Origin of the sequence: Streptomyces cinnamoneus, from assembly GCF_002939475.1 — a bacterium.
GTDB lineage: Bacteria > Actinomycetota > Actinomycetes > Streptomycetales > Streptomycetaceae > Streptomyces > Streptomyces cinnamoneus_A.
Genome location: NZ_PKFQ01000001.1, coordinates 140,842 through 162,668, shown reverse-complemented (window position 1 = coordinate 162,668; position 21,827 = coordinate 140,842). Strand labels below are relative to the sequence as shown.

24 protein-coding genes and 1 pseudogene are annotated in these 21,827 nt (G+C 70.0%); 8 read left to right on the top strand and 17 right to left on the bottom strand.

Annotation, left to right across the window (positions count from 1 at the left end; genetic code table 11):
• Window positions 1-129: 129 nt before the first annotated feature.
• From CYQ11_RS00905 to CYQ11_RS00885, 5 genes are all read right to left on the bottom strand, one after another.
• On the bottom strand, window positions 130-603 hold the full coding sequence (locus CYQ11_RS00905) for a carboxymuconolactone decarboxylase family protein (protein WP_099199175.1): 474 nt from the start codon (window positions 601-603) through the stop codon (window positions 130-132).
• A 172-nt stretch (window positions 604-775) separates the two neighbouring features.
• Window positions 776-1,420 (bottom strand): LysE family translocator, encoded by a 645-nt coding sequence (locus CYQ11_RS00900; protein ID WP_099199174.1) that lies wholly within the window; start codon window positions 1,418-1,420, stop codon window positions 776-778.
• A 254-nt stretch (window positions 1,421-1,674) separates the two neighbouring features.
• On the bottom strand, window positions 1,675-2,055 hold the full coding sequence (locus CYQ11_RS00895) for a DUF2267 domain-containing protein (protein ID WP_099199246.1): 381 nt from the start codon (window positions 2,053-2,055) through the stop codon (window positions 1,675-1,677).
• A gap of 127 nt (window positions 2,056-2,182) precedes the next feature.
• On the bottom strand, window positions 2,183-2,578 hold the full coding sequence (locus CYQ11_RS00890) for a DUF2267 domain-containing protein (RefSeq protein WP_099199245.1): 396 nt from the start codon (window positions 2,576-2,578) through the stop codon (window positions 2,183-2,185).
• A 100-nt stretch (window positions 2,579-2,678) separates the two neighbouring features.
• Window positions 2,679-3,110, bottom strand: a complete 432-nt coding sequence (locus tag CYQ11_RS00885) for an Hsp20/alpha crystallin family protein (RefSeq protein ID WP_099198808.1) — start codon at window positions 3,108-3,110, stop codon at window positions 2,679-2,681.
• 128 nt (window positions 3,111-3,238) lie between these two features.
• On the opposite strand from CYQ11_RS00885, the gene CYQ11_RS00880 reads away from it, so the two are divergent.
• The gene (locus CYQ11_RS00880; RefSeq protein WP_099199171.1) at window positions 3,239-3,898 is read left to right on the top strand and encodes a type III effector protein; all 660 of its coding nucleotides are present in this window, start codon (window positions 3,239-3,241) and stop codon (window positions 3,896-3,898) included.
• Between the two features lie 174 nt (window positions 3,899-4,072).
• On the opposite strand, the gene CYQ11_RS00875 is transcribed toward CYQ11_RS00880, so the two are convergent.
• The 3 genes from CYQ11_RS00875 to CYQ11_RS00865 all read right to left on the bottom strand — a co-directional run bounded on the left by CYQ11_RS00875 (window position 4,073) and on the right by CYQ11_RS00865 (window position 7,377).
• A complete protein-coding gene (locus CYQ11_RS00875; RefSeq protein ID WP_099198809.1) occupies window positions 4,073-5,971 on the bottom strand; it encodes a ricin-type beta-trefoil lectin domain protein in 1,899 nt (632 codons plus the stop codon).
• A gap of 252 nt (window positions 5,972-6,223) precedes the next feature.
• A complete protein-coding gene (locus tag CYQ11_RS00870) occupies window positions 6,224-6,709 on the bottom strand; it encodes an anthrone oxygenase family protein (protein ID WP_099198810.1) in 486 nt (161 codons plus the stop codon).
• Window positions 6,710-6,714: 5 nt separating this feature from the next.
• Window positions 6,715-7,377 (bottom strand): maleylpyruvate isomerase family mycothiol-dependent enzyme, encoded by a 663-nt coding sequence (locus CYQ11_RS00865; protein WP_099198811.1) that lies wholly within the window; start codon window positions 7,375-7,377, stop codon window positions 6,715-6,717.
• Between the two features lie 71 nt (window positions 7,378-7,448).
• On the opposite strand from CYQ11_RS00865, the gene CYQ11_RS00860 reads away from it, so the two are divergent.
• Window positions 7,449-8,366: a LysR family transcriptional regulator gene (locus CYQ11_RS00860; protein WP_099198812.1), complete on the top strand. Its 918-nt coding sequence runs from the start codon at window positions 7,449-7,451 to the stop codon at window positions 8,364-8,366.
• 26 nt (window positions 8,367-8,392) lie between these two features.
• Here the strand turns inward: CYQ11_RS00860 and CYQ11_RS30735 are convergent.
• From CYQ11_RS30735 to CYQ11_RS00840, 3 genes and pseudogenes are all read right to left on the bottom strand, one after another.
• Window positions 8,393-8,952, bottom strand: a pseudogene (locus CYQ11_RS30735) (helix-turn-helix domain-containing protein); the annotation flags it as partial.
• A 206-nt stretch (window positions 8,953-9,158) separates the two neighbouring features.
• On the bottom strand, window positions 9,159-10,367 hold the full coding sequence (locus CYQ11_RS00850) for an IS701 family transposase (protein ID WP_099198813.1): 1,209 nt from the start codon (window positions 10,365-10,367) through the stop codon (window positions 9,159-9,161).
• 624 nt (window positions 10,368-10,991) lie between these two features.
• Window positions 10,992-11,468: an SRPBCC family protein gene (locus tag CYQ11_RS00840; protein ID WP_205041793.1), complete on the bottom strand. Its 477-nt coding sequence runs from the start codon at window positions 11,466-11,468 to the stop codon at window positions 10,992-10,994.
• Window positions 11,469-12,068: 600 nt separating this feature from the next.
• On the opposite strand from CYQ11_RS00840, the gene CYQ11_RS00830 reads away from it, so the two are divergent.
• From CYQ11_RS00830 to CYQ11_RS00815, 3 genes are all read left to right on the top strand, one after another.
• Window positions 12,069-12,962 carry a methyltransferase domain-containing protein gene (locus CYQ11_RS00830; RefSeq protein WP_099198849.1) on the top strand — a complete coding sequence of 298 codons (894 nt, stop codon included), beginning with the start codon at window positions 12,069-12,071 and terminating at the stop codon, window positions 12,960-12,962.
• 438 nt (window positions 12,963-13,400) lie between these two features.
• On the top strand, window positions 13,401-13,784 hold the full coding sequence (locus CYQ11_RS00820; protein ID WP_099198817.1) for a VOC family protein: 384 nt from the start codon (window positions 13,401-13,403) through the stop codon (window positions 13,782-13,784).
• Between the two features lie 117 nt (window positions 13,785-13,901).
• Window positions 13,902-14,354 carry a GNAT family N-acetyltransferase gene (locus CYQ11_RS00815; RefSeq protein WP_099198818.1) on the top strand — a complete coding sequence of 151 codons (453 nt, stop codon included), beginning with the start codon at window positions 13,902-13,904 and terminating at the stop codon, window positions 14,352-14,354.
• Window positions 14,355-14,390: 36 nt separating this feature from the next.
• Here CYQ11_RS00815 and CYQ11_RS00810 read toward each other — a convergent pair whose 3' ends face one another.
• Window positions 14,391-14,924 (bottom strand): hypothetical protein, encoded by a 534-nt coding sequence (locus tag CYQ11_RS00810; RefSeq protein WP_099198819.1) that lies wholly within the window; start codon window positions 14,922-14,924, stop codon window positions 14,391-14,393.
• A gap of 262 nt (window positions 14,925-15,186) precedes the next feature.
• On the opposite strand from CYQ11_RS00810, the gene CYQ11_RS00805 reads away from it, so the two are divergent.
• Together CYQ11_RS00805 and CYQ11_RS00800 are read left to right on the top strand one after the other, a co-directional pair.
• On the top strand, window positions 15,187-15,483 hold the full coding sequence (locus CYQ11_RS00805; RefSeq protein ID WP_099198820.1) for a GlsB/YeaQ/YmgE family stress response membrane protein: 297 nt from the start codon (window positions 15,187-15,189) through the stop codon (window positions 15,481-15,483).
• Window positions 15,484-15,560: 77 nt separating this feature from the next.
• Window positions 15,561-16,052 carry an aromatic acid exporter family protein gene (locus CYQ11_RS00800; RefSeq protein ID WP_240003342.1) on the top strand — a complete coding sequence of 164 codons (492 nt, stop codon included), beginning with the start codon at window positions 15,561-15,563 and terminating at the stop codon, window positions 16,050-16,052.
• Window positions 16,053-16,133: 81 nt separating this feature from the next.
• On the opposite strand, the gene CYQ11_RS00795 is transcribed toward CYQ11_RS00800, so the two are convergent.
• Together CYQ11_RS00795 and CYQ11_RS00790 are read right to left on the bottom strand one after the other, a co-directional pair.
• On the bottom strand, window positions 16,134-17,087 hold the full coding sequence (locus tag CYQ11_RS00795) for an HAAS signaling domain-containing protein (RefSeq protein ID WP_240003343.1): 954 nt from the start codon (window positions 17,085-17,087) through the stop codon (window positions 16,134-16,136).
• A complete protein-coding gene (locus CYQ11_RS00790; protein WP_099198822.1) occupies window positions 17,084-17,422 on the bottom strand; it encodes a PadR family transcriptional regulator in 339 nt (112 codons plus the stop codon). Before CYQ11_RS00790 ends, CYQ11_RS00795 begins: the two co-directional genes overlap by 4 nt.
• Window positions 17,423-17,767: 345 nt before the next feature.
• Here CYQ11_RS00790 and CYQ11_RS00785 point away from each other — a divergent pair, with 345 nt between their 5' ends.
• A complete protein-coding gene (locus CYQ11_RS00785; protein WP_099198823.1) occupies window positions 17,768-18,505 on the top strand; it encodes a dienelactone hydrolase family protein in 738 nt (245 codons plus the stop codon).
• 219 nt (window positions 18,506-18,724) lie between these two features.
• On the opposite strand, the gene CYQ11_RS00780 is transcribed toward CYQ11_RS00785, so the two are convergent.
• The 3 genes from CYQ11_RS00780 to CYQ11_RS00770 form a co-directional block, all read right to left on the bottom strand.
• On the bottom strand, window positions 18,725-19,822 hold the full coding sequence (locus tag CYQ11_RS00780) for a glutamate--cysteine ligase (RefSeq protein WP_099198824.1): 1,098 nt from the start codon (window positions 19,820-19,822) through the stop codon (window positions 18,725-18,727).
• 53 nt (window positions 19,823-19,875) lie between these two features.
• On the bottom strand, window positions 19,876-20,295 hold the full coding sequence (locus CYQ11_RS00775; RefSeq protein ID WP_099198825.1) for a CBS domain-containing protein: 420 nt from the start codon (window positions 20,293-20,295) through the stop codon (window positions 19,876-19,878).
• A gap of 561 nt (window positions 20,296-20,856) precedes the next feature.
• Window positions 20,857-21,786 (bottom strand): NADP-dependent oxidoreductase, encoded by a 930-nt coding sequence (locus CYQ11_RS00770; protein WP_099198826.1) that lies wholly within the window; start codon window positions 21,784-21,786, stop codon window positions 20,857-20,859.
• Window positions 21,787-21,827: the final 41 nt, after the last annotated feature.

The following is a 21,827-nucleotide window of genomic DNA, read 5'->3' as shown; positions in this document are numbered from 1 at the left end:
TCGCAGGTGGTCCGCCCGCCGCGGGTGGCCGGATGCCCGATCCAGCTCGACGGCGGCACCGCCTAAGGACGGGAGCAGCAGGGCCCGCCGGCAGCCCCTGGCCTCCGGCGGGCCCCCGGCGCGTCCGGGTCAGCCGAACTGACCGGGCTGGTAGTCGCCGGCCGGCATCTGGAGCATGACGTTCCCGCGGTTGAAGGCGTTGATGAGGGTGATGACGCCCACCAGGGCGCCGAGCTGGTCCTCGTCGTAGTACTTGGCGGCGTTCGCCCACACCTCGTCCGGGACGCCGCCGGCCGCGTCGGCGATGCGGGTGGCCTCCTCAGCCAGCTCCAGCGCGGCACGCTCGGCGTCGGTGAACACCGTGGCCTCGCGCCAGACCGCGACCAGGTTCAGGCGCTCGGCGGACTCTCCGGCGTGCACGGCGTCCTTGAAGTGCATGTCGGTGCAGAATCCGCAGCCGTTGATCTGACTGGCGCGGAGCTTCACCAGCTCCTGCGTCGACGCCGGCAAGGTCGAGCCCTCGAGTACCTTGCCCGCAGCGATGATGTGCTTGAAGACCTTACCCAGGACCGGGTTGGTGAAGGGGTTGAGGCGTGCTTCCATGATGCGCTCCGTTGCCGTTGGCCGTTACACACCTTAAGACGCCCCAGCCCGGCGAGTTGTGACATGCGTGCCTGTGACGTGAGTCTCCCCTCTTGCGCTGCGGCAACAGGGTGCCGCTGTCGGGTCCCATCCCTTCAGCGCGTCCCATCCCTTCAGCGCGGGACATCCGGTCTCAGTCGGCGCGGCCTGTGGCCGCCACCGTCAGGCCCAGGCCGATCATCGCGAAGCCGCCCGCCGCGCCGACCATGGACAGGCGGCGGTCCGAGCGGGCCAACCAGGAACGGGCCGCCGAGGCACCCAGGCCCCACAGGGTGTCCGTGATCAGACCGATGGCGACCGGGACCAGGCCCAGCAGCATCATCTGGAGGGGGAGGTGGCCCGCGGAGTGGTCGACGAACTGCGGCAGCACGGCCGCGAAGAAGACGATGCCCTTCGGGTTGGTGACCCCGACGAGGATTCCGTCCGCGATCGTGCGCAGATCACCGCGTCGTTCCCCGGCCGGGGCGTCCATGTCCGCCGCGCGCATCTCCTTGCGGTGGCGGAACGCCTGGACGCCCAGGTAGACGAGATACGCCGCTCCTGCCAGCTTCACGCCTGTGAACACTGCCGCAGAGGTCTCCACAAGCGCGCCGAGGCCCCACGCCACCGCGATCACCAGGAGGTAGGAACCGAGCAGATTGCCGAGGACCGTGGCGAGAGCCGTACGGCGTCCGTGCGCGAGGGCTCTGCCGATCACGAACAGGACGCTGGGCCCGGGAATCACGATCACCAGGAGCGACATTGCCGCGAACGCGAGAATGCTGTGCGCGGACACCATGCGTCCGTCACCTCCGAGGGAGTCGTCGAGGTGGCATAGAAGCAGGTGACGGGGTGTCCACTCCAGGAACATCCACATGCTGGAACCAGAGGGCGCGGTTTGTCTCACCCGACGCGACACCCCGACCGAGCCGGCTGTCCGCTGGCCGGGGTGTCGCGGCGCCTCCGTGCAGGCGTTCCCGCACGGTGTACTCGGCGATGGCCTGCCACAGAGAACGGCGCACCCTGAGGTCCGCCGTCTCCTCCGCAGGTGTCTCAGGCGGCCTGGGTGAGTTCGGCGCGGCCGAACAGAAGCGCGTAGCCGGAGGGGAGCTGGCGCAGGATGCGGGTGAGCAGGTCGGGGCCGGCCAGAGCCGCGACGGCGGCGAGGACGGAGCCGGTGTCCCAGCGGGTGGTGCCCAGGGTGGCGCCGGTGCGGGCGGCGAGGTCTTTGACGAAGGCCCAGCCGGTGAGGGGCTGGGTGTCGGGGATCTGCGCGGTGAGGATGCGTGCGGCTTCGAAGGGCAGGCGGGCGGCCAGTTCGACGCGTTCGTCGCCGGTCAGCTGGCGCCCGAGTCCCGAAACGACCAAGCGGACGGCTTCCTCGGCCCGTTCCCGGGTGGGGTAGGCGCCTTCGTAGCGGACCTTCTCCAGCATCTGCTCGTACGTCGTCCCGGGCAGGTGCTGGAGCGGTACGCGCTGGTCGTACGTCACTGCGGTGGTTGCCTTTCTCTCGCTGAGGTCGTGGGGCCGGCGCCCGGCGGGGGCGCGGGCGCCGGGGTGGTCAGGTGGGCTGGGGGCGGCCGAAGAGCAGCTCGTAGCCCGGGGGGAGCTGGAGCAGGATCTGGTGGAGCAGGTCCTCGCCGGCCGCGTCGGCGACCGTGCTGAGGACAGCGCTGACGTCCCAGGCCGCGGTCTGCTCGGTGGCCCCGTCGATCCAGGCCGCCGTCGCCCGCACGAACCGCTCCGGTGGCAGCGGTTCGGCACTTTGCAGCGGGTTGAGAAGGATCAGAGCGAAGTCTTCCGGCAGGGTCGCCGCCAAGTGGGCGCGTACCTCGCCGACCAGGTGCGCGCCCAGGAGGGCGAGCACCACGCGGGCCGCGCGGTCTGCTTCCTGCCGGCTGTCGTACTCGCCGCGTTCCTTCACACGATCAAGAAACGCTTCGCGTCGCAGGGTCACGTCGGCCGCCACCCTTCTTCAGTCCAGTGGGTGCGGAGGACGGGGGAGGGGGGCGATCAGGTGCCCGTCCTCCGCTGCTGATCGGCTCGGATCGCCTGGCTCAGCCGGAGATCTCCTTGCGGGAGGACTCGCCGCCGATGGAGATCTTGCGGGGCTTGGCCCGTTCGGCGATCGGGATGCGCAGGGTGAGCACCCCGGCGTCGTAGTCGGCCTGGATGTGCTCGGTGTCCAGCGTGTCGGCCAGCACGATCTGGCGGGAGAAGACGCCCAGCGGCCGCTCCGACAGCTCCATCTGCACGTGGTCGGCCTTCGCCAGGGGGCGGCGCTCGGCCTTGACGGTCAGCATGTTCCGTTCGACGTCGATGTCGATCGCCTCCGCGCTGACGCCGGGGAGGTCGAAGGCCACCACGTACTCGTCACCCTCGCGGTAGGCGTCCATCGCCATCGCGGAGGGCCGGGACCAGGTGCCCGGCCCCATCATCTGCTGAGCCAGACGGTCGAGCTCACGGAAGGGGTCGGTGCGCATCAACATCGTGAAACACCTCCAACGGGTTCGGGCAGTTGCTGCCAATGCGCCTCACTGAATCCGTTGTAGCATGTCATCCAATGGATGACAAACATGATGTCGTCGAAGGGACGACACACTCCGAGGAGGTGCCCATGACAACACTCGGCCAGCCGGCCTCCTCCCACGCCGACGCCCAGAGTCCGGCCTCGTTCCTCGCCGCCGCGGCGGCCCTGGAGGCCATCGACAGTGCCCTCCGCGGCGCCCAGCACGAGCCCCCCGACACCCTCGCCGACGGCGGCACCGGCCCGGAGCGGGCCCTGGCCTCCCTCCTGCTGCTGCGGCAGATCCGTGAGGAGCTCGCCGGATGGGAAACCGGCCTGATCGAAACCGCCCGCCACGCAGGCGCCAGCTGGGCCGATCTCGCCCACCCCCTCGGTGTCGCCAGCCGCCAGGCCGCCGAACGCCGCTACCTGCGCAACCGGCCCGGCCCCGCCGGAACCACCGCTGAACAACGCGTCCAGGCCACCCGCGAACGCCGCGCCGCCGACCGCACCCTTGTCACCTGGGCCCGCGACAACGCCGCCGACCTGCGCCGCATCGCCGGCCAGATCACCGCTCTCACCGATCTCCCCACCGCCGCCCGTCTCCCGCTCAGCCAGCTCGACGCGGCCCTCGCCTACGACGACCCCGCCGCCCTCATCCACCCCCTGAACGCCGCCCGCCCCCACCTGACCACCACCCACCCCGACCTCGCCGCCCGACTCGACACCCTCACGGAGTCCGCCACAGCCCCGTCCGCCACCCCCGACTGAACCGCTGCACACCGCCGGGTACGCAGCCGGACCTCACGTGGCGGGCCCCGGCCGTCGGCCGGGGCCCGCCACGGCGGCAGCCGCTGAATCCCACCGGAAGGCAGCGGAGGTCGCCCAGGGCCTGAGCCGGTCGCCGCGCGCCGGCTCAGGCCCGGCCGTCCGGTGGCTACGGAGTCACGGCACGATCGTCCAGCGCTGACGGGCGTCGTCGTTGCAGTTCTCGATCGTCACGTAGCCCGTTTCCCGCGCCGACGGCACCAGGCACAGGTGCGCGGCCTCGTTGCGGAAGCGGAGGGTGCCGTCGCCGAAGGTCTCCGCCTGCCAGCGGTGGCCCGTACCGTCGGTCTTGCTGCCGCGACCGGTGCAGTCGTGCAGCACGGAAGGCTCGCCGGGACGGGGCTGGACGCTGTCCAGGACGTCGACGCACCTTCCGCTGCCGCGTCCCTTGAGCCGGACGAGGTTGTCGCCGCTGCCGGCGTACTCGATGTCCCACCGCTGGGTCTTGACGTTGTCGGGCCAGCGGGTGGTCAGTGGGGTGCCGTCGCGGTTGCTCCCACCGAAGTTGTCCAGGTAGAGGCCGTTCCACGCGCGCAGCCGGACCTGTGCGTCACTGTCCTCCCACGCGCGCTCGGGGACCGCGCGGGAGTTGTCCCACCACTGCTGCTCGGGCATGTCACCGCACGGGAAGGCCACGACCGGCTGCTCGTTCTTCGTACCGGTCAGGCACAGGTTCGGGTAGAGGGAGTTGTGCCAGCGCAACGGGCCGCCGGGTGCGCCCGGGTCCTCGGAGTGCCACTGGGCCCCGGGCGACTCGCACGACAGCATGAGGATCGAGGACATCGGAAAGAACGGATTGACGCCGGGGCACGTCTCGCCGGCGGCGAGGGCGGCACGGCCGGCGAGAGCGCCGGACGCGGCTCGGGGGCTGTTGCCGCGGGCGAAGCGGTACCAGTGCCCCCGCACGGTGTCCACACGGAACCGCTGCCGGGCGTTGTACGCCTGCAGGCGGGTGGTCACACGGTTGTTGTTGTCCACGTCGAGGGCCAGCCCGGTCCGGGCGTTCTCGAAGGCGGAGGAGAAGTTGTGCACCGGGCCGTCGGGGGCGGCCGGTACGGGAGTGGGGGCCGGTTCGAACTGGACCGGGTAGTGGTCCGAGCCGCGGCCCGCGGGGATGTCCGCGTTGAACCGGGGCGTGCCGCGCGTGATGGCGTAGTCGAGTTCGCCGCCCCGCTGGTGGGTGGAGCGGCCGGTCCGGGCCAGCTGCTCGTCGGGCCGCAGGTGGAGGCTCTGCTCCCGGGCCTGCCGGTCGGTGCGGTTGCGGATGTCGAGGTTGAAGTCGCCGACCATGACCCAGTTCTCACCGGCCCGGGCGGCGGCACGGATCTGCCTGAGCAGGGGGGCGACGTCCGCGCCGCGCGCGTGGACGTTGTAGTAGACGGTGTTGCCGATCCGTACGCCGAGGGCGCGGCGGTAGCGGTACTCGTTGCGGGGCTCGTCCCGGTTGTACAGCGGGTTCTCGATGACGCGGACCTCGTCCGCGCGGGTCTGGGTGACCACCGCCAGGTTGACCCGGCCGCCTCGCCAGCGGTCCCGTCCCGTGGTGCTGTCACGCTGCGGGTCGGTCTGGAGGTAGTACACCTGGCGGGTGTGATGGCGGTACCGCCACACCGTGTGGTTCACGTGGTCCGGCAGGCCCGCCGGGAACAGGCCGGGGATGGGGATCGACTCACCGACGCCGTGGCGCTGGTGCGCCGCGGTGGGCGGCCCGTTGCCGACCTCCTGGAGGGCGACCACGGGGTGGTGCATCGTCAGGGGGCCGACCTCGCCGCCCCAGCGCAGCCCGTGGTCGGAGCCCTGCATGTTGTAGGTGGCGAACGGCAGGCTGCCGTTATTCGGCGAGGCCGCCGTCTTCGCCGGCCGCTCGTCCGCCCGCGCCGTGGAGCCGCCCGGTCCGGGGGCGGCACCGACCAGTAGTCCGGCCGCCAGCAGGGCGGAGGCGAAGGTCGCCGTCAGCCGCGATCGGTGCGGTCCGGAGCGGGCCTTGGCGCGGGACGGTGGTAACGGTAATCGCATCGTTGTCTCCTTAGGGGAGCGATCGGCTACGAACAACCGCAGAAACGATCCGTTCACTATTGGACGGTTCGCGTCAAGAGCCCATCGCGCGCCACCCGCCCGCCGCGGGCGACCGTCTCGACCGTGCGTCAGCCCGCGGGCTCCTGGTCATCCCGCCGAGAGGACCCCCCGTGTGGGGGGCGCCACCAGGTCGGCTGTGGCCGGATGCCGATCCGGTCCCTTCGCGCCAGGCGACGACGACGGGAACGGGGGCTATGAGGATGGCCCCGCCGGACGGCGCGTGGCAGCCGCCGGGAGGGCGAGGAGGACAAGGAGACCGAAAGCGCTCGCGGCGGTCACCGTGCGGGCGTCGTTGAACAGCTCCCAACGGCGCAGGACTTCCGCGTGGTCGGCTGGTGGCGTGGTGGCGGCCCACTGCTTGATGCGGCCGTTGATGGGGACGTTCCCGAACCGTGTGATCAGGAACGACGAGACCACCAGGCATCCCGCCGCGCCGGCGAGGACACGGGTCCGGCCGCGCTTCGAGGCGGTCAGGGCGAGGGTGCTGAGGGCCGAGACCGCCATCGTGGCCTGCATGGTGATGCCGTTCATCCTCATCAGTGCCGTGTGGAAGTCGAGTCTCATGTCGATCGGCACGGCGTTGAACGTCGGGACGAGGTTGGCGGCGCCGTAGGCGAAGGAACCGGCCAGCAGGCCGGTGGAAAACAGTGAGAGTGCCTGGAAGAGCCGGGTGCGCATGGCCCTCACCGGACGGTGAAGCGGTCGCTCGGCTCGCCGCGGAGGCGGCCGTGCGCGAGCCTGCGGCCGAAGGCGAGCAGGAGGAGGTCCTGGGCGGCGCCGTACACCGGGGCCCCGGAGCCGTAGGACCAGTCCATGTCCTCGGCGCACAGCCGCACTCCGCGGAGGTCGACGCCGAAGAACCTCAGGCCGCTGGGCTTGATGTCGTCCAGCAGGATGCGCAGCCGGTCCTCGGGGACGCGCCGGTCGAGTCCGAGGGCGACGGTGACGTCCAGCCCGTGCACCACGTCGTGGCCGAGGGCCGCCACGACCCCGCCGACCGGCGGCGTCCAGGGGTGGTGGGCGTTGTCCCGCAGGAAGCCGCTGAGCTCGCCGACGGAGTGGGCGGCCGCGTCCCCGCGGGCGACGCGGTCGGTCATGCGGTGCAGATTCCCGCGCGCCTTCACCAGTTCACCCAGTGTGGCGGGCAGGGAGAGCCGGAATCCCATCGACATGTGTGCGACAACCTCACGGACCCTCCAGCCCTCGCACAGACTGGGCGTGTTCCACTCGTCGGCCCGCAGGCCCTCAAGGAGATCGGCCAGTTCCCGGCGTTCCGCCGCGATGGCGGCCTTGACGTCCCTCTCGGCGCCGGCCCGTTGGCCGGCGTGTCCCGTCGCGTTCTTCATGGGATCAAGCGTGCGGCCGGCTGATCCATATTTCCAATAGATAGTCGTGCTGCCATTTAGCATTGACGCTTATGGAACTCCGTCAGCTGCGCTACTTCGTCACCGTCGTCGAAGAGGGCGGTTTCACCCGCGCGGCAGCACGCCTGCACCTGGCCCAGCCCGGCCTGAGCGCCCAGATCCGTCAGCTGGAGAAGGAGCTGGGGCAGCCGTTGCTGGACCGCTCCCACCGGTCGGTGACGCTGACCGAGACGGGCCGGGCGGTTCTGCCGTACGCGCGAGCCGCGCTGGCCGCCGCGGATGCGGTGAGGCAGACGGTCGACGCGTACACGGGGCTGCTGCGCGGCCGCGTCTCGCTCGGCCTGGTCTCCGGGGCCACCGGCCACGCTTTCGACATCGCCTCCTTCCTCGCGGACTTCCACGACGCCCACCCCGCCTTGGAAGTCGCACTCACCGAAGACACCTCCGAGCGGATGCAGACCGCACTCCTGGCCGGCGAACTCGACATCGCTCTCCTCGGACCGACCGACGAGGTGACCCCGTCCGGCCTGTCCTTCGAAACGGTCATCGACGTTCCGCTGGCTGTCGTCACCGCGCCCGGAGACCCGCTCCTCGCCCCGGCCGGCCGTACGAGCGTCCCCCTGGCCGAGCTGCGCGACCGGGGGCTGATCTGCCTGCCGCGCGGCACCGGAGTGCGCGCGGCGCTCGAACGCGCCTGCGCCCAGGCCGGATTCCGGCCCCGTGTCACCTTCGAGGCGGCAGCGCCCCATGTGCTCGCGCAGCTCGCCGCCCGGGGGCTGGGCCTCGCGGTGCTGCCGGCGGGCGAGGACGGCTCGGCTTTCGACGGGCACCTGCGGACCCTGACCATCGCCCGTCCCGGGATCCGCGCCCGGATCGCCCTCGCCTGGCGGGCCACCGGGCCCGCGAGCCCCGCAGCCCGAGCGTTGCTCGACAGCCTGCGCGAGGCCCTGCCCAACGTCCGCGCGAGCTAGTGCCGCATCAGGCAACGTTCGCCCGATACGACTTCGGGCTCACCGTCCTCGGGTGTGACCTCGCCGTCGGCGATCGCGTAGAGGTGCTCGACGCGGGCCTTCTTGGCGGCGTAGTCGGGGTCGCGGGAGGTCTACCAGGTCTTCACGCGTTGAAACGACACGCCCTCCTCACGGAGCAACACCCGAAGGCCCCCGTGGCTGATGTCGTCGACCACCCCCTCGGCGACCAGGAAGCCGGCCAGCTCAGCCAGGCTCCAGGTCGAGAACGGCAGGCCGTGCTCGGGCGGCCTGGACTTGGCGATCTTCTTGGTCTCGCGCCGCTCGGGCAGGGTGAAGGCCCTGGGTCGGCCGCCGCGGTCGAGCGCCTCGAAGCCGTCGGCGTTGAAGTTGTGGATCACGTCCCGGACCCGGTCCGTGCTGGTGAACGTCACCTCGGCGATCTTCGCCACGGGCATGCCCTGCGTGGACGGCAGCACCATCTGGGCTCGCCGCAGGTCACCACCGACCCGGTGCCTCTACGGATGAGCCGCAGCAGGCGCTGCCCCTCGCCGTCATCGATCTCCCGGATGCGTACTTGTTCTGCCACCCAGACAGCTTGACGACACCGCGCCGTCCGTTCCAGCATCCGAACGGCGGGTCACACAACGGGGCGAAGGCTGCCTGACGCGGCACTAGTAGTGCTTTGTTAGGTGGTGTCGTAGGGCTGCCATGGGACGGTCTGTCGGCAGGTGGGGCAGGTTCCGGTCCAGGTGGCGATGAGCTGCTGGAGGAGGTCCAGGGCCTGGTAGAGGGTCAGGCCCTGGCAGGGGCTTTTGGGTGTGTCCGCTGTTCGGTCAGGAACAGATGGGCGGCAGTGACGAGGGTGACGTGCCGGTGCCAGCCGGCGAACGAGCGGCCCTCGAAGTGGTCCAGGCCCAGGGCTGTTTTCAGCTCGCGGTAGTCATGCTCGATCCGCCACCGGGCTTTCGCCAGACGGATCAGATCCTTGGCGGGGAGGTCGGCCGGCAGGTTCGAGATCCAGTACTTCACTGGTTCGCTTTCGCCCTCGGGCCATTGGGCGATCAGCCAGGACAAGGGGATGGTGCCGTCGGCAGCCGGCTTCGGGCGACGGCCCGCGAGCCGGACGCGCAGGAACACGAAATGCGAGCTCATTGCCGCTTTCGATCCCTTGCGCCAGGTCACGGTCCGCCCACGGCTGCGACCTGCGGCCAGCACATGCTCGCGCAATGACACCGGCCGGGTGCGATAGCGGGGCAGTGGCCTGGGGCCGAGCCCGCCGTATTCACGCTGGTGCGGCACCGCGTCCTGGCCGTGGGCGGTCATCTCGCCCTTGACCTGGAGTACCCAGGCCAGGCCGCGTTCGTCCAGACCGTGACGGAAATCGGCGTTCGCGCCGTAGCCGGTGTCCGCGACCAGGACAGCAGGCCGCAGCCCGCAGCCGGCGAGTTCGTCGAGCATGTCCAGGGCCAGCTGCCACTTGGCCCGGTGACGCTCGCTGCCGGGGATCCGGCAGGCCTGCCTGCGGACCTGCGCGTCGGGACCGTCCCAGGCAGCGGGCAGGAACAGGCGCCAGGACAGCGGGCACGAGGCCTCCCCGGAGGCGGCATGGACGCTGACACCGATCTGGCAGTTGCCGACCTTGCCCAAAGTGCCGGAGTACTGCCGGGCGACCCCGGGCGAGAAACGGCCGTCCTTGGGGAAACCGGTGTCGTCCACCACCCATACCTGCGGCCGGACCACGGCCACAGCCCTCCACGCCAGCCGGGCCCGCACCTGCTCGACCTGCCAGGTCGAAGACGTCATGAACTGCTGCAGCTGCTGATGATCGACACCAAGCCGCTCAGCCATCGGCTGCATCGACTTCCTGCGGCCGTCCAGCAGCAGCCCCCGCAGATACAACCCGCCCTTCGCCCGCTGATCCCGCCGCACCAACGGCGCGAACACATCCGACACGAACTCCTCTAACCGGCCCCGCACCGCGGCAAGCTCCCCAGCCCTCATACAGCCAGCGAACTACCGCCCACCCACCACGACAAGGGCCACCTAACAAAGCACTACTAGGGCATGTCTGATGGATCTGGCAGTGGTCCGGTAGGTGTGCGGCAGTGCTCAGGTAGTACTGGTGCACCTCCGTGAAGGCTTCCGGGCGCCCCTGCGGTGGTGGTGCATGGCGGCTGTGGGCTGGACATGCTGCCAGGCGGCTCACCGATACGCCCACGCAGCGGCTTAAGGAGACATGTCGTGAGTACCGTTCGCCGATTCGCAGTCGCCATTGCGGCAGGCGTCCTTCTCGGGCTTGGAAGCATCGCGTTGACTACTCCCGTTCAGGCTGCCGACCGCCAGCCCCGTCGACATCAACGGCATCGCCCATAACCTCAGCCAGATGCTCGGTAACCTCAACCTGATTGACTCGACCCTCCGGAACATCATGTCGACCCTCGCGAACCTGGTGGTGCTTCCCGGCTCAACCACAAACTGGGGTGTTGCGGAGGTCCGCCACAGCCCGGTTTCCGGTTGAAGCCGGAGGGCCTGCCCCGCGCAGCCGGGAAAGATCGCCAGGCGGGAACCCCTGACGCGTCAGACACGCCTGGGCCGTTTCGTTCGGCTCACCGGGCACCGGCCGCGTCACCGGCCGGCGACAAGCTGGGCCAGGTGGTGCAGTGAGTTGGTGAGATGGTCAGGGCTGAAGGGCGGGAAGTGGATGTAGTCCCGGATGGACTGAGGTACCGCCGACCAGTCGTAGGTGAGCGTGACCTCGGTCTCGGACGGGCCGAGCGGGGCAAGGTCGTAACGCCAGGTCCAGCCGCCGAACTCCAGGTGACCGTCATCCTTCTCCTGACCCGTCAGCCAGCCGATGGCGCGCGGCGGGTCGAGTACCTGGACCTGGTTGGCCACCTGGTAGTCACCGTTGGGATGGTTGGGGTGGTACATGTCCATCCGGAAGACCTGCCCCACCTCGGTCAGTGGCGCCCGGTCGACAGCCTCCTGGACCCAGCCGGTACCGTCGATCGCGGAATGGGTCGTCGGGTCCGTCAGCACCGCGAACACCGTCGCGGCGGGCGCAGCGACAGTCAGGGTGGCGCTCACGTTCTCCTGGTCCACGGTGTGCACGCTCCTTGTCCTCTCATCCCGGGCCTCCCACGGGCACGGGAGGGGGCGGTCCCCACCCGCGGACGAAGCGGTGAGGGGGAACTCATCGGTCCTGTGGACGGAACCCTCACCTTTGCCCACGGCGGACTTCAAGGAGTCAAGTTCCCAGGCCGGCAAACAGTTTCACTCATGCGCAGCCAATCACCGCGGTGGCGGCGCTGATGGCGGTGACCGGTATGGCCACATCGGCCCAAGCGGCGGAGGGGACGTTCGTTCTCCAACCGTGCCGACACGGGATCCGGGACCTTCCCCGGCTCGACGCCGACCGGTCCGTGCCTGGCCATTCCAGGCTGGGCCAGGCAGGCGACTGACCCCGGCTTTGCGTCGTGATCGAAGGCGTCCGGTACGAGGTCGAACCGTCCGTAGCCGACAGTCCGGTCAGCGCGCTGTCCCGCGCCGGTGCGCTGGCTGCGGGGGCCGAATGCATGCACCCCTTCCGACGCGTCACGGTGCAGAACCGTGCTGTAGGACGTGCGGGGTCAACTGGCTGTGTGAGACATCCCTCTCCCGTCGTCGTGGCGCTGGTGGCCTGGGGAGGTTGACCATGTGGTCATGACTTCCTCGCCCCGCCCGCCGCACGTCGGTGGCCGCCCGGATCCGACAGACGGGACTACCGCGCTCGGTGGAGAGTCCGCTTCCGCCCGCGGGTACCTGCTGGACAACGCGCGCGCCGAGGCGGGCGAGCGATTCGTTTGGCTGGCCGAGCTGTTCGATGGTGTGACGCGCGGGCACCTCCAGCGACTGGGGGTCAGGGCTGGCTCGCGCTGCTGGGAAGTGGGGGCTGGTGGCCCCGGTATCCCGGAGGCGCTCGCGGCGGCCGTCGGTCCGACCGGGCACGTGCTGGCCACGGACATCGACCCGTCGTGGCTGAAGGCAGGCGACGGGTACGAGGTGCGCCAGCACGACGTCGCCAATGATCCGCCCCCGGAGCCGGGGACGTTCGATCTGGTGCACGCCCGGCTCGTGCTGGTCCATGTACCCGACCGGGCCCGGGCCTTGGCCACGATGGTGGCAGCGCTACGGCCCGGCGGCTGGCTGCTGGTCGAGGATGCCGACACCGCTCTGCAGCCACTGGCATGCCTGGACGACAGCGGCCCTGCGCAGCGGCGGGCCAACCGGCTGCGCGACGCGGTCCGGGAGCTGCTGGCGGGCCGCGGCGCGGACCTGCGCTACGGCCGGACGCTGCCGCGGGCATTGCGTGAGGCCGGCTTGGTAGATGTTGCTGCGGGGGGCTCTTTCCCGGTCGGCGGGCTGGCCTGCGACCGGCTGGAGGCGGCGACCATCCGGCACGTGCGCGGCGAGCTGCTCGCGGCCGGCCTGGCTGACGGCGCCGAGATCGACGCCCACCTGGCGGCCGTCCACGCGGGCGAACTCGACCTGACACTCGCGCCGCTGATTTCGGCCTGGGGACGCCGTCCAGCCGAGCACCCTCCGGCACTCGGTTAGGTGCGGATCCAGGCGTTGTCCGACCTGCCCCTCAGCGCTGTTCGTCGAGGGAGGCCTGGCAGCTCGCGCGGGTGCGCGCTGCGCGTCTCCGGAGCTGGGGCCAGCCCGCGCACGGGCTTCGAAGATCATGGAGCGGTCGGCGAGTGCATCGCCGACGCCCCGATCTGCATGCTCGAACGCCTCGGTATCCGTCGTGATCTGCTTCTGCCCGGGCGACTGGTGCCCGCGGAACCGACGGTGCGCCGACTGCTGGCGCGCGACCCACGCCGCCCACTCGCCCTACTCCGCTTCACGTGATCACAAAACGCACCTCACACGACCACGCCTGAAGCCCTGGCCGGTGCTCCGTGACGGTTGGGCAGCTCCTGGGGAGTGTCCGTGCCGTCCAGCACGCAGTTGAACGATCGGCTCTCGGGTCGTCTGAGTACACTCACGGGCATGGCATGCCGCATCAGTGAGCTGGTCATCGACTGCGCCGACCCCGACCGGCTCGCCGCATTCTGGAGCGAGGTCCTCGGCTACGTCGAACTCGGCCGGGAGGACGACGGAAGCATCGAGATCGGACCGCCCGACACCGGCTTCGGCGGCCCGCAACCCACTCTTGTCCTCAGCCCCAGCAGCGCCCCGCGGACCGGGAAGCTCCGACTGCACATCGACGTCAACGCCACCGACCGCGAGCAGGGCGCCGAGCTGGATCGGCTGCTCGCTCTCGGCGCCAGGCCCGCCGACGCCGGTCAGACCGGCACCGAGAGTTGGCACGTCCTGGCCGACCCGGAAGGCAATGAATTCTGCCTCCTGCACACCCGGCTCAAGCCCCTCTGACCCCACGCACGCACGGAAGATTCTCTGGCCACACAGCCTTCTGCAACACGCTTCAGCGTGTGCGTCGGAGGCGGAGTAGTAATACCCAGTCGGCGCTTCCGCTCCTATACTGCGCGGATGCAGTCAACCATGATCAGACGTGCCGTCGAGCAGGATGCGGAGCCCCTGACCGCGCTGGTTCAGGGGGCCGACGCCTACCGAGGGCAGTACACCTCAATCATTTCCGGCTACCGGGTCACAGCGGACTACATCGACCGCCACCAGGTCTTCACGGCCGTCGATCCGACCGGGCGGTTGCTGGGCTTCTACGCTCTGGTGCTGGATCCCCCGGAGTTGGACCTGATCTTCGTGGCGGATGACGCTCAGGGGATGGGCGTCGGCCGCCTCTTGGTGGAGCACATGATGGGCCAGGCCCGGGAGGCCGGGCTGGCCGACGTTCGGGTCGTTTCCCATCCGCCGGCCGAGAAGTTCTACCGCCGCCTAGGCGCCGAGCGGGTAGGAACGGTTGCCCCGGTGCCGCCGAAGGTGATGTGGGAACGACCGGAACTGCGGTTTGCCGTCATCCCGTGAGGCGGCCGAGTCTGGAGGAATACTGAGCCGTGCGGCTCATCGTCCGGACGGTCCAGTGGTGGATCCTCGTATTTCGCGTGAGAGGTCGATGAGTTCGCTGGCGTAGAGGGTGACGGTGCGATCGCGGAACTCTGCGGGTGTCAGCTCCACCGGGACGTCCTCGCCGGTTTGACCGGTGATGACGCCTGAAGGTGATTCTGCTTTGGCCTCGTCACCGTGGTCTGTGGTGTCGAGGGAGCGCGCGAGTGCTGTGGTGACCGCGGACCGGGCCGACTTGGCGACGCTGAGGTCGTCGAGAGCGAGGGCGATATAGGCGGCGATCAGTGTGCCGGAGGCGTCGACGACGCGGATTCCTTTCGGTATGGCGTTGCCGTCGCGTGCGGTGAGTGTGGCGATGCCTTCGTCCGCGCCCGTCAGAGAGAGCACCGCCCGGGACGACCGCGGGCCGGCGAGCCGGTCGTCCACCTCATCCCCGGCGAGACGTTCCGCTTCCAGCTGACCTTCGGCGGCTCCCTCGGCCTTGCGGCGGTCTTCTTCCGCCCCTTCGGTCTTGCTCTTCATCACGGCCATGGCGGTCCCTCCCCGTTCGTTTCCCGGTGTGCCCTTTCGCTTACCCGGGCACAGGGTGGCGATGCGGAGAAGGCTTCCCGGCGCCGCGGGTTCCCCGCTCCAGGGACACGTCCACGGCGTGAATGCGGGGGCTGTGGCGCTGCCTTGTCGGATCCCTGACCGCGACAGGGATCCGACAAACGTTTGCAGGGGCAGGCCCGTTTGACGGCGATGCAGCAGGTTAAGCGCCACATCAGTCACTGACGAAGGAGGGACGCACACCATGGGCATCCTCGCCTGGATCATCATCGGTCTGCTCGCCGGAGCCATCGCCAAAGCGCTCATGCCCGGCAAAGATCCCGGGGGCATGTTGGTGACGATGCTGATCGGCATCGTCGGCGGCCTGCTGGGCGGCTTCCTCGGCAAGATCATGTTCGGTGTGGAATCGATCAACGGATTCTTCCACCTCTCGACGTGGATCGCCGCGATCGTCGGTTCCGTCATCATCCTCGCCCTCTACCGTGTGTTCGCCCGGCGGAACCACCGCCATCACGGGCACGGCCGGCATTCCCACGCGTGACGCCCCGTCCCCGGGGTGACTGCGGCACAGCCGCGGGGCCCGGCAGGCGGACGAGCCCGCACCCTCCGCAGGGATCGGTGCGGGCTCGTCCGCGCCCCGCCTCCGGCCTGCTACTCGCCCTCGCCCGACGGTGGTCGTACCTCATGCGGGCCGTGCGCCGGCCCGGCCCCGAACGCAACGACGTCCTGCTACAGCGCAAGGCCGTGGCGGCCACGGTGGTGGCCTGGTTCCTGGCCACCCGGCTGCTCCCCGCCCAGGTACGCGCCTTCGCGCCCTTCACCGCCCTGCCGGCGCTGCACCGGACCGTGTACCGCTCGCTGTGGGAGGCCCTGCGCTACCTCGGGGCGCTGGCCGTCGGCGCCGGCCTGGCCGGCGCCCTCGGCACGACGGCCGGAGTGCACGCGTGGACCCTGGCCCTGGTGATGTCGCTCGCCCTCTTCGCCGCGAAGACGTCGTCCTTGGGCGGGCAGCGGTACCAGATACCGGTCGTCGCCGTCTTCGCGTTCACCTCCGGTCTGGGCCGGTGGAGCTACATCACCCACTGTGCGACATTCCGTGAGTTCGCCTGATCCCCGCTGAGTGCCTGACCCTGTGGCCAGGGAGTTCTTCCTCCTACGGGTTTGCGCAGAACTCCAGCAGCTGCCGCGGAATCAGTCCCGCGCCTCGCGGAACCGCTTCACCACCTCGCCCGCGCCCACCGCAAGGACCCCCACCACCGCCACGGTGTAGAGGGACTGCGGGGTTTGCCAGCCACCGTTCGCGTCAGATAGGAAGGCCGGGTTGAACAGCTCCTGCCGATGCAGGATCCACGCCAGCGGCAGCGTGAAGGCTGCCTGGGCGCCGGCGCTCCAGATCGCCAGTGAACGCGTCCATACCCGCACCGCCCGGATCGCGTCGAGCGTGACGAGGCCGACGAGCCCGGCCAGGATCGGCCAGATCCAGCCCGACCACAAGTCCGGGTTAAGCGCATCGAGGCGTGTGCCGCCGTCGGTCTGGTACGGCTGCGCGGTGTGCTGCCAGACGATCAGGGCGATCAGCAACGCGTGCCACACCACCCCGGCGTAGCCCGCCGCGCCGCGTTCCTTCGACACGCGGCGGTCGGGCAGGTCGTCGGGGGTCCAGGCGCTGCCGACCGCGCCGGCCCGCTTGCCGGACCGCTCGATCAGGGCGAACACCACGGTGAGCCAGGCGATCATCTGGGCGCCGACGGAGAGCACCGCCCCGACGGCCCCGCCGATCACTGCGCCGGCCCCCTGACCGTCCAGGATGTCGAGCACCGCACTCAGGGCGGTGACCAGCGGCAGCACGGTGGACAGCAGGACCGTGAGGAGCCGTACGTACGTCGGGTAGAGCCTCGGCCCGATCAGTGCGAGCGGCCGGTCCGCGTACCGGGCGGCGAGCCGGATCGGGTCGCCCATTTCGGTGAGTACCTCGCGCTCGGCGTTCTCCGGATCGGCCAGGCCACGGGCCTCGACGGTGTCGGCGATCGTGGCGCGCAGCTCGTCGGCCACGTCGCCGCGCTGGTCGGCCGGGATGCGCCGGACGACCTCCACCACGTAACGGTCGGTCAGCGTGCCGGTCTCGGACGCATGCAACTTACTCAACGGTCCCCCTTGGTCAGTCGTGATATCGAGGCGCCGAGGTCCTGCCACTCGCGCAGCAATCCGGTGCGGACCCGGGTGCCCTCGGGGCTGACCCGGTAGAACTTGCGTGGTCTGGACTCGTCGGTGTTCCACTCGCTGATGAGCAACCCCTGCTTCTCCAAGCGGCGCAGCAGCGGATAGAGGGTGTTGCCGTCGACGGCGATCCCGGCATCGCCGAGCGTTTCCAGGAGTGCGTAGCCGTACTGCGGCTCCTCCAGGAGCGCCAGGCAGGCCAGGACGACCGTGCCGCGGCGTAGCTCCTGGGCCTGGCTGAGGATCAGTTCATCGGTGCCCACACACGACACGATACTGTGCGCCACACACTAATGTCACCCCCACAGGATTAGGGCCCACGGGATTGGGGCTGCTGGAGATCGACCCCGCGACTTCACCGCGAACCCACCGGCCCATCTCCTAACATCAGGGCGTCGGACCCTCGGGTTGCCACTGAGAACCCTTCAGTTTTCGCGAACTCGCGGGGGACTTGGGGTGTGACCGAGATACGCGCCAAAGGGGCAACGGGATGATCTCGAAGGTCTGAGCGCCGGGCCCCTCCCGTATTTCAGAGGGACACCTACGCTGTTCTGCCAGCGGCAGAACAGCGGCCGGACCGGGCTCGACGATCACTACAGTCCAGTCTCATGACGACGATTACGACGCGTACGGTCGAGTACCCGGCCGACGGTTTGACGATGATCGGGCACCTCGCGCTCCCGGCCGGTGTCGGCCGCCGGTCCGCGGTGCTGCTCGGACCAGAGGGCATGGGGCTCAGCGACGTCGAGCGCCGCAGGGCCGATGCTCTCGCCGAGCTGGGATATGTAGCGCTGGCCTTCGACCTCCACGGCGGGCGCTATTTGGGTAGTCCCGAGGAGATGCTGGACCGTTGCATGCCACTGCTCGCTGATCCCGACCGGATGCGGGGGATCGGCCATGCGGCGCTCGACGTGTTGCGCACCGAGCCCCGGACCGACCCCGACCGGATAGCCGCCATCGGCTACGGCACCGGGGGCGCCATCGCGCTGGAACTCGGGCGAGGCGGCGTCAACCTGCGCGCGATCGGGACAGTCAACGCAACTACCACGGGCCGACCGGGCGAGGCAGCGCGCATCCGCTGCCCGGTGTGGGCCGGGGTCGGATCGGAAGACCCGATCATGCCGCCCGCGCAACGAAACGCGTTCACCGCTGAGATGCAGGCCGCGGGCATCGACTGGCGCCTCACGGTCTATGGCGGCGCCTTGCACGCCTTCCACCACCCGCCGGTCGACCATCCCACGGTCCCGGGCGTCGGCTACCACCCACAGCATGCGCAGCGAGCCTGGCGCGACGTCGTCGACCTGCTCGCCGAGTGCCTGCCCGTGACGGAGGACCTGGGGGCATGACCCAGGCAAACATGCTGGCGCCAGGCCTGGTCAGCGTCGCGCACTGACAGTCCCCTCCCTTCAAGCCCTCACAGCAGAACACATTCGGGCAGTTGTGCGATCGTGGAGACGTATGCACAACTGCCGCAGTAGATGCCCAGGGCGCCACGCCACCTCGCCGGGGGTGGGGTGGGCGCCGTGTCGGGCCTGTCGGGCCAGTGACTCCGCCGGCCGGTGGCCTCACCCCTTGACGTCCCCCTCCGGCGCCAAGGTACGGGCAGCAGCGTGGGCGACGACACTGCGCAGGTCGCCGGTGCCGGCGAGGATCTCCCGCTGCGTGCCCGCCCCGCCGCCGCGCTCCAGCAGGTCGCCCATGGCCTGCTGCACCATGGCCAGGTCGCCGGTGTCCGCCAGCGCCTCCCGGACGTGCTCCACCAAGACTTCGCAGACGGCCTCGGCAGGCTTCGGTTTCCAGGTCAGGGGATGCACCAACTGGCCTTGCACGCCCGACTTCGCCGCGCGCCAGCTCGCCAGCCGCAGGACCCCGACCGTGGCGGGAGAGGGTGGTTCCCCCGCCCGCCAGGCCCTGGCCTCTGTCTCCACCAGGGCCCTGGCCAGCGCAGCGACGAGAACGGCGTCCGCCACGTCCAGGCAGACGTCCGCCACGCGCACCTCCACCGTGGGATACCGGTGGGACAGCCGTGCGTCGAAGTAGAGCATGCCCTCGTCGAGCAGGGTGTCGGTGGCGAGCATGGCGGTTACCTGGGCGTGGTAACGCTCCGGTGAACCGAACGTCTCCACCGGGCCGGCCGACGGCCAGCGCCCCCACACCAGGCTCCGGTAACTGGAGTACCCGCTCTCATGGCCCTGCCAGAACGGTGAGTTCGCGCTCAGTGCGGTCAGCGTCGCCAGCCACGGGCGGATGCGGTCCAGGACGGCAACGCCCTCCTCGTCCGAGTCCACGCCCACATGGACGTGGCAGCCGCAGGTCAGCTGCTCCTGAGCGGTCAGCCCGAACTCATTCGCCACTCGCCTGTACCGCCGCCCGGCGCTCAGCGAGGGGTCGACGGGCAACGGCGAGGTGGCCAGCGCCGCGATCGCCACGCCCGCTGCGCGGGCCTGCTCGGACGCGGCACCCCGGCGTGCCCGGATCTCGGCGGAGAGCTCGTCCATGGTGGTGGTCGGCCGGGTGGCGACCTCCAGTTGTTCCTGCTGCAGTTCCTTCTCCAGGCCGTGCGCGTCCTCCGCCTGGGCGAGAACGGTCTCCGCCACGGCCTGCGGTGCCCCGCTCTCGGGGTCGACCAGCAAGAACTCCTCTTCGACACCCACACTGCGCATGAAGCGGCTCCCTTTCCCGCGTGGTCCGGTGTTCGTTGCCTGCTGCTGCGGGCTCAGTCGGAGGACAAGATCTCCAGCAGATCGCCGACCTTGGGGCCGGGCAGCGCACGGCCCACGTCCGCCTGGGCCGCGAAGCCGGCGAGGCGGTGCCAGGCCATGACCGGCAGGCGGCGGACCTTGTGCTCGGACATGGTCCGCAGGACCTCCTCGCCACTGTCGTCGGCGTCGGTCGTGACTGCCTCATGAGCGAGCTCGTCGACCTTCACCGGAGTGGGGTCCTTGTCCGCGTCGCCGAAGGCCTTCACCCCGTCGAGGTCACGGTCGGTGAGCACACCCGTGAGCTTGTCGTCAGTGCCGCAGACCGGCAGGGCACCCCCGCCGAGTCGCGTCATCCTGCGTGCCGCTTCCAGGACCGTCTCCGCCGCCCCGGTGCACTCGGCGCCTTCCGTCATGATCTCGCGAGCCGTGGCCATGGGGCGCTTCCCTCCATGTCTCGTGTGCGAAGACGGGTGCCCACGGTGGGTCCCGCCAATCGCCCCCGACGCGTACGGTGCGTCGTCGCCCTGAGAAGGCCCGTAAGGGCCGCTCGCGGAGAGTGCGGTCTCTGCTGCCCTTGCTCCTAGTCCTGGACGTTTCGTTTGGATCATCTGGTCGTTGGTCTGGATGTGTCGTTGAGTGACGCGCAGTGGGCGCGGGGATCGAGCCGCCTTCATCTACGAGGGTTCTGGCCGGACGGCAGCTACGGTGCGGTCGTGGGTGGGCACCAGGGTGCCGTCGAGGTGTAGACCGTTTCGCTACGCTGCTGACAGACCTGCGAGATGGCCGGCGGAGATGCCAGTTGATCACGGATGCGGTGAGCAGCCGGCTTCGAAACCCCGAGCGCGATGTCACCTGTCGCCATGCCAGGTGCGTGTGCCAGTCCATCGCGACCGGTGACAGCTAGTCCTTCAACAGCAGCCGTTAGAGTCGTCCGCGCTGAAAACCACCACCGCGATGCCCGGACGGTGTCTCTCCTCAACAGCCCTGCTGAGGAACTAAAGGGTGAGCACGATCTTGCCCCAGGTATGGCCGGTCTCGATCAACTGGTGTGCTGCAGCGGCGTTCTCGATGGGGAAGGTGGCCGCGACCGGCACGGTAAAGCGGCCCTGACCGGCGAGAGCGGCGGCCTCGGCAAGTCCTTCGACCGCCTGCGGGTCCGCTCCCGGGCCCGCCGAGCGCGAGTGGTGGACTCCGTACTGGGCGGCGTTCATGTCGGCGATGGTCACCACCCGGTTCGGGCTTCCGGCCAGGTCCACCAGGTCGGGCAGCGAGCCGGATCCGGCGCAGTCCAGGACGACGTCGACTCCTTTCGGTGCCACGGCAGTTATTCGCTCGCCCAGCCCGGGGCCGTAGGTGATCGGCGTCGCGCCCAGCCCCGCGACGAACCGGTGGTTGTGCGCACCGGCTGTACCGATGACGGTCGCGCCGCGGGCCGCCGCGAGTTGGACGGCGACCGTGCCGACCCCGCCGGCAGCGCCCTCGATCAGCAAGGTCGTGCCGGTGTCGACCTTCAGCCGGTCGAGGGCTCGCGTGGCGGTCTCGACGTTCCCGGCCGCGCCGCCGGCCTGCTCCCAGCTCAGCGCGTCCGGCTTCAGCGCCCATGCTGCCAGGACGGCGTACTCGGCGTTCGCACCGCCGAGCTCCGCGACGTCGACGATGCCGAAGACCTCGTCACCCGGCCAGACACCGGTTACCCCTGTGCCGACCTCGTCGACCACCCCCGCGGCGTCCATGCCGGGCACGTGGGGCAGGCGCAGCGGCACCATGTCGCGGAACCGTCCTGAACGGAGGCGGCAGTCGGCGGGAGTGAGGCCCGACGCCCGTACGCGCACCCGGATGTGGCCCGGTCCCGCGTGTGGTTCCGGTACTTCGGCGACTTCCAGGACGCTCGCGGGACCGTACTCGGAGAATGTCAGTGCTCTCATGGCGTCGGACGCTATCCGGACCCCCCGTCCGTTTGGCTAAA

Coding starts and splice junctions, on each gene's coding strand:
- CYQ11_RS00905 (WP_099199175.1), bottom strand. CDS start 603: ATGGAAGCACGCCTCAACCCCTTCACCAACCCGGTCCTGGGTAAGGTC.
- CYQ11_RS00900 (WP_099199174.1), bottom strand. CDS start 1,420: ATGGTGTCCGCGCACAGCATTCTCGCGTTCGCGGCAATGTCGCTCCTG.
- CYQ11_RS00895 (WP_099199246.1), bottom strand. CDS start 2,055: ATGCTGGAGAAGGTCCGCTACGAAGGCGCCTACCCCACCCGGGAACGG.
- CYQ11_RS00885 (WP_099198808.1), bottom strand. CDS start 3,110: ATGTTGATGCGCACCGACCCCTTCCGTGAGCTCGACCGTCTGGCTCAG.
- CYQ11_RS00880 (WP_099199171.1), top strand. CDS start 3,239: ATGACAACACTCGGCCAGCCGGCCTCCTCCCACGCCGACGCCCAGAGT.
- CYQ11_RS00875 (WP_099198809.1), bottom strand. CDS start 5,971: ATGCGATTACCGTTACCACCGTCCCGCGCCAAGGCCCGCTCCGGACCG.
- CYQ11_RS00870 (WP_099198810.1), bottom strand. CDS start 6,709: ATGCGCACCCGGCTCTTCCAGGCACTCTCACTGTTTTCCACCGGCCTG.
- CYQ11_RS00865 (WP_099198811.1), bottom strand. CDS start 7,377: ATGAAGAACGCGACGGGACACGCCGGCCAACGGGCCGGCGCCGAGAGG.
- CYQ11_RS00860 (WP_099198812.1), top strand. CDS start 7,449: ATGGAACTCCGTCAGCTGCGCTACTTCGTCACCGTCGTCGAAGAGGGC.
- CYQ11_RS00850 (WP_099198813.1), bottom strand. CDS start 10,367: ATGAGGGCTGGGGAGCTTGCCGCGGTGCGGGGCCGGTTAGAGGAGTTC.
- CYQ11_RS00830 (WP_099198849.1), top strand. CDS start 12,069: ATGACTTCCTCGCCCCGCCCGCCGCACGTCGGTGGCCGCCCGGATCCG.
- CYQ11_RS00820 (WP_099198817.1), top strand. CDS start 13,401: ATGGCATGCCGCATCAGTGAGCTGGTCATCGACTGCGCCGACCCCGAC.
- CYQ11_RS00815 (WP_099198818.1), top strand. CDS start 13,902: ATGCAGTCAACCATGATCAGACGTGCCGTCGAGCAGGATGCGGAGCCC.
- CYQ11_RS00810 (WP_099198819.1), bottom strand. CDS start 14,924: ATGGCCGTGATGAAGAGCAAGACCGAAGGGGCGGAAGAAGACCGCCGC.
- CYQ11_RS00805 (WP_099198820.1), top strand. CDS start 15,187: ATGGGCATCCTCGCCTGGATCATCATCGGTCTGCTCGCCGGAGCCATC.
- CYQ11_RS00785 (WP_099198823.1), top strand. CDS start 17,768: ATGACGACGATTACGACGCGTACGGTCGAGTACCCGGCCGACGGTTTG.
- CYQ11_RS00780 (WP_099198824.1), bottom strand. CDS start 19,822: ATGCGCAGTGTGGGTGTCGAAGAGGAGTTCTTGCTGGTCGACCCCGAG.
- CYQ11_RS00775 (WP_099198825.1), bottom strand. CDS start 20,295: ATGGCCACGGCTCGCGAGATCATGACGGAAGGCGCCGAGTGCACCGGG.
- CYQ11_RS00770 (WP_099198826.1), bottom strand. CDS start 21,786: ATGAGAGCACTGACATTCTCCGAGTACGGTCCCGCGAGCGTCCTGGAA.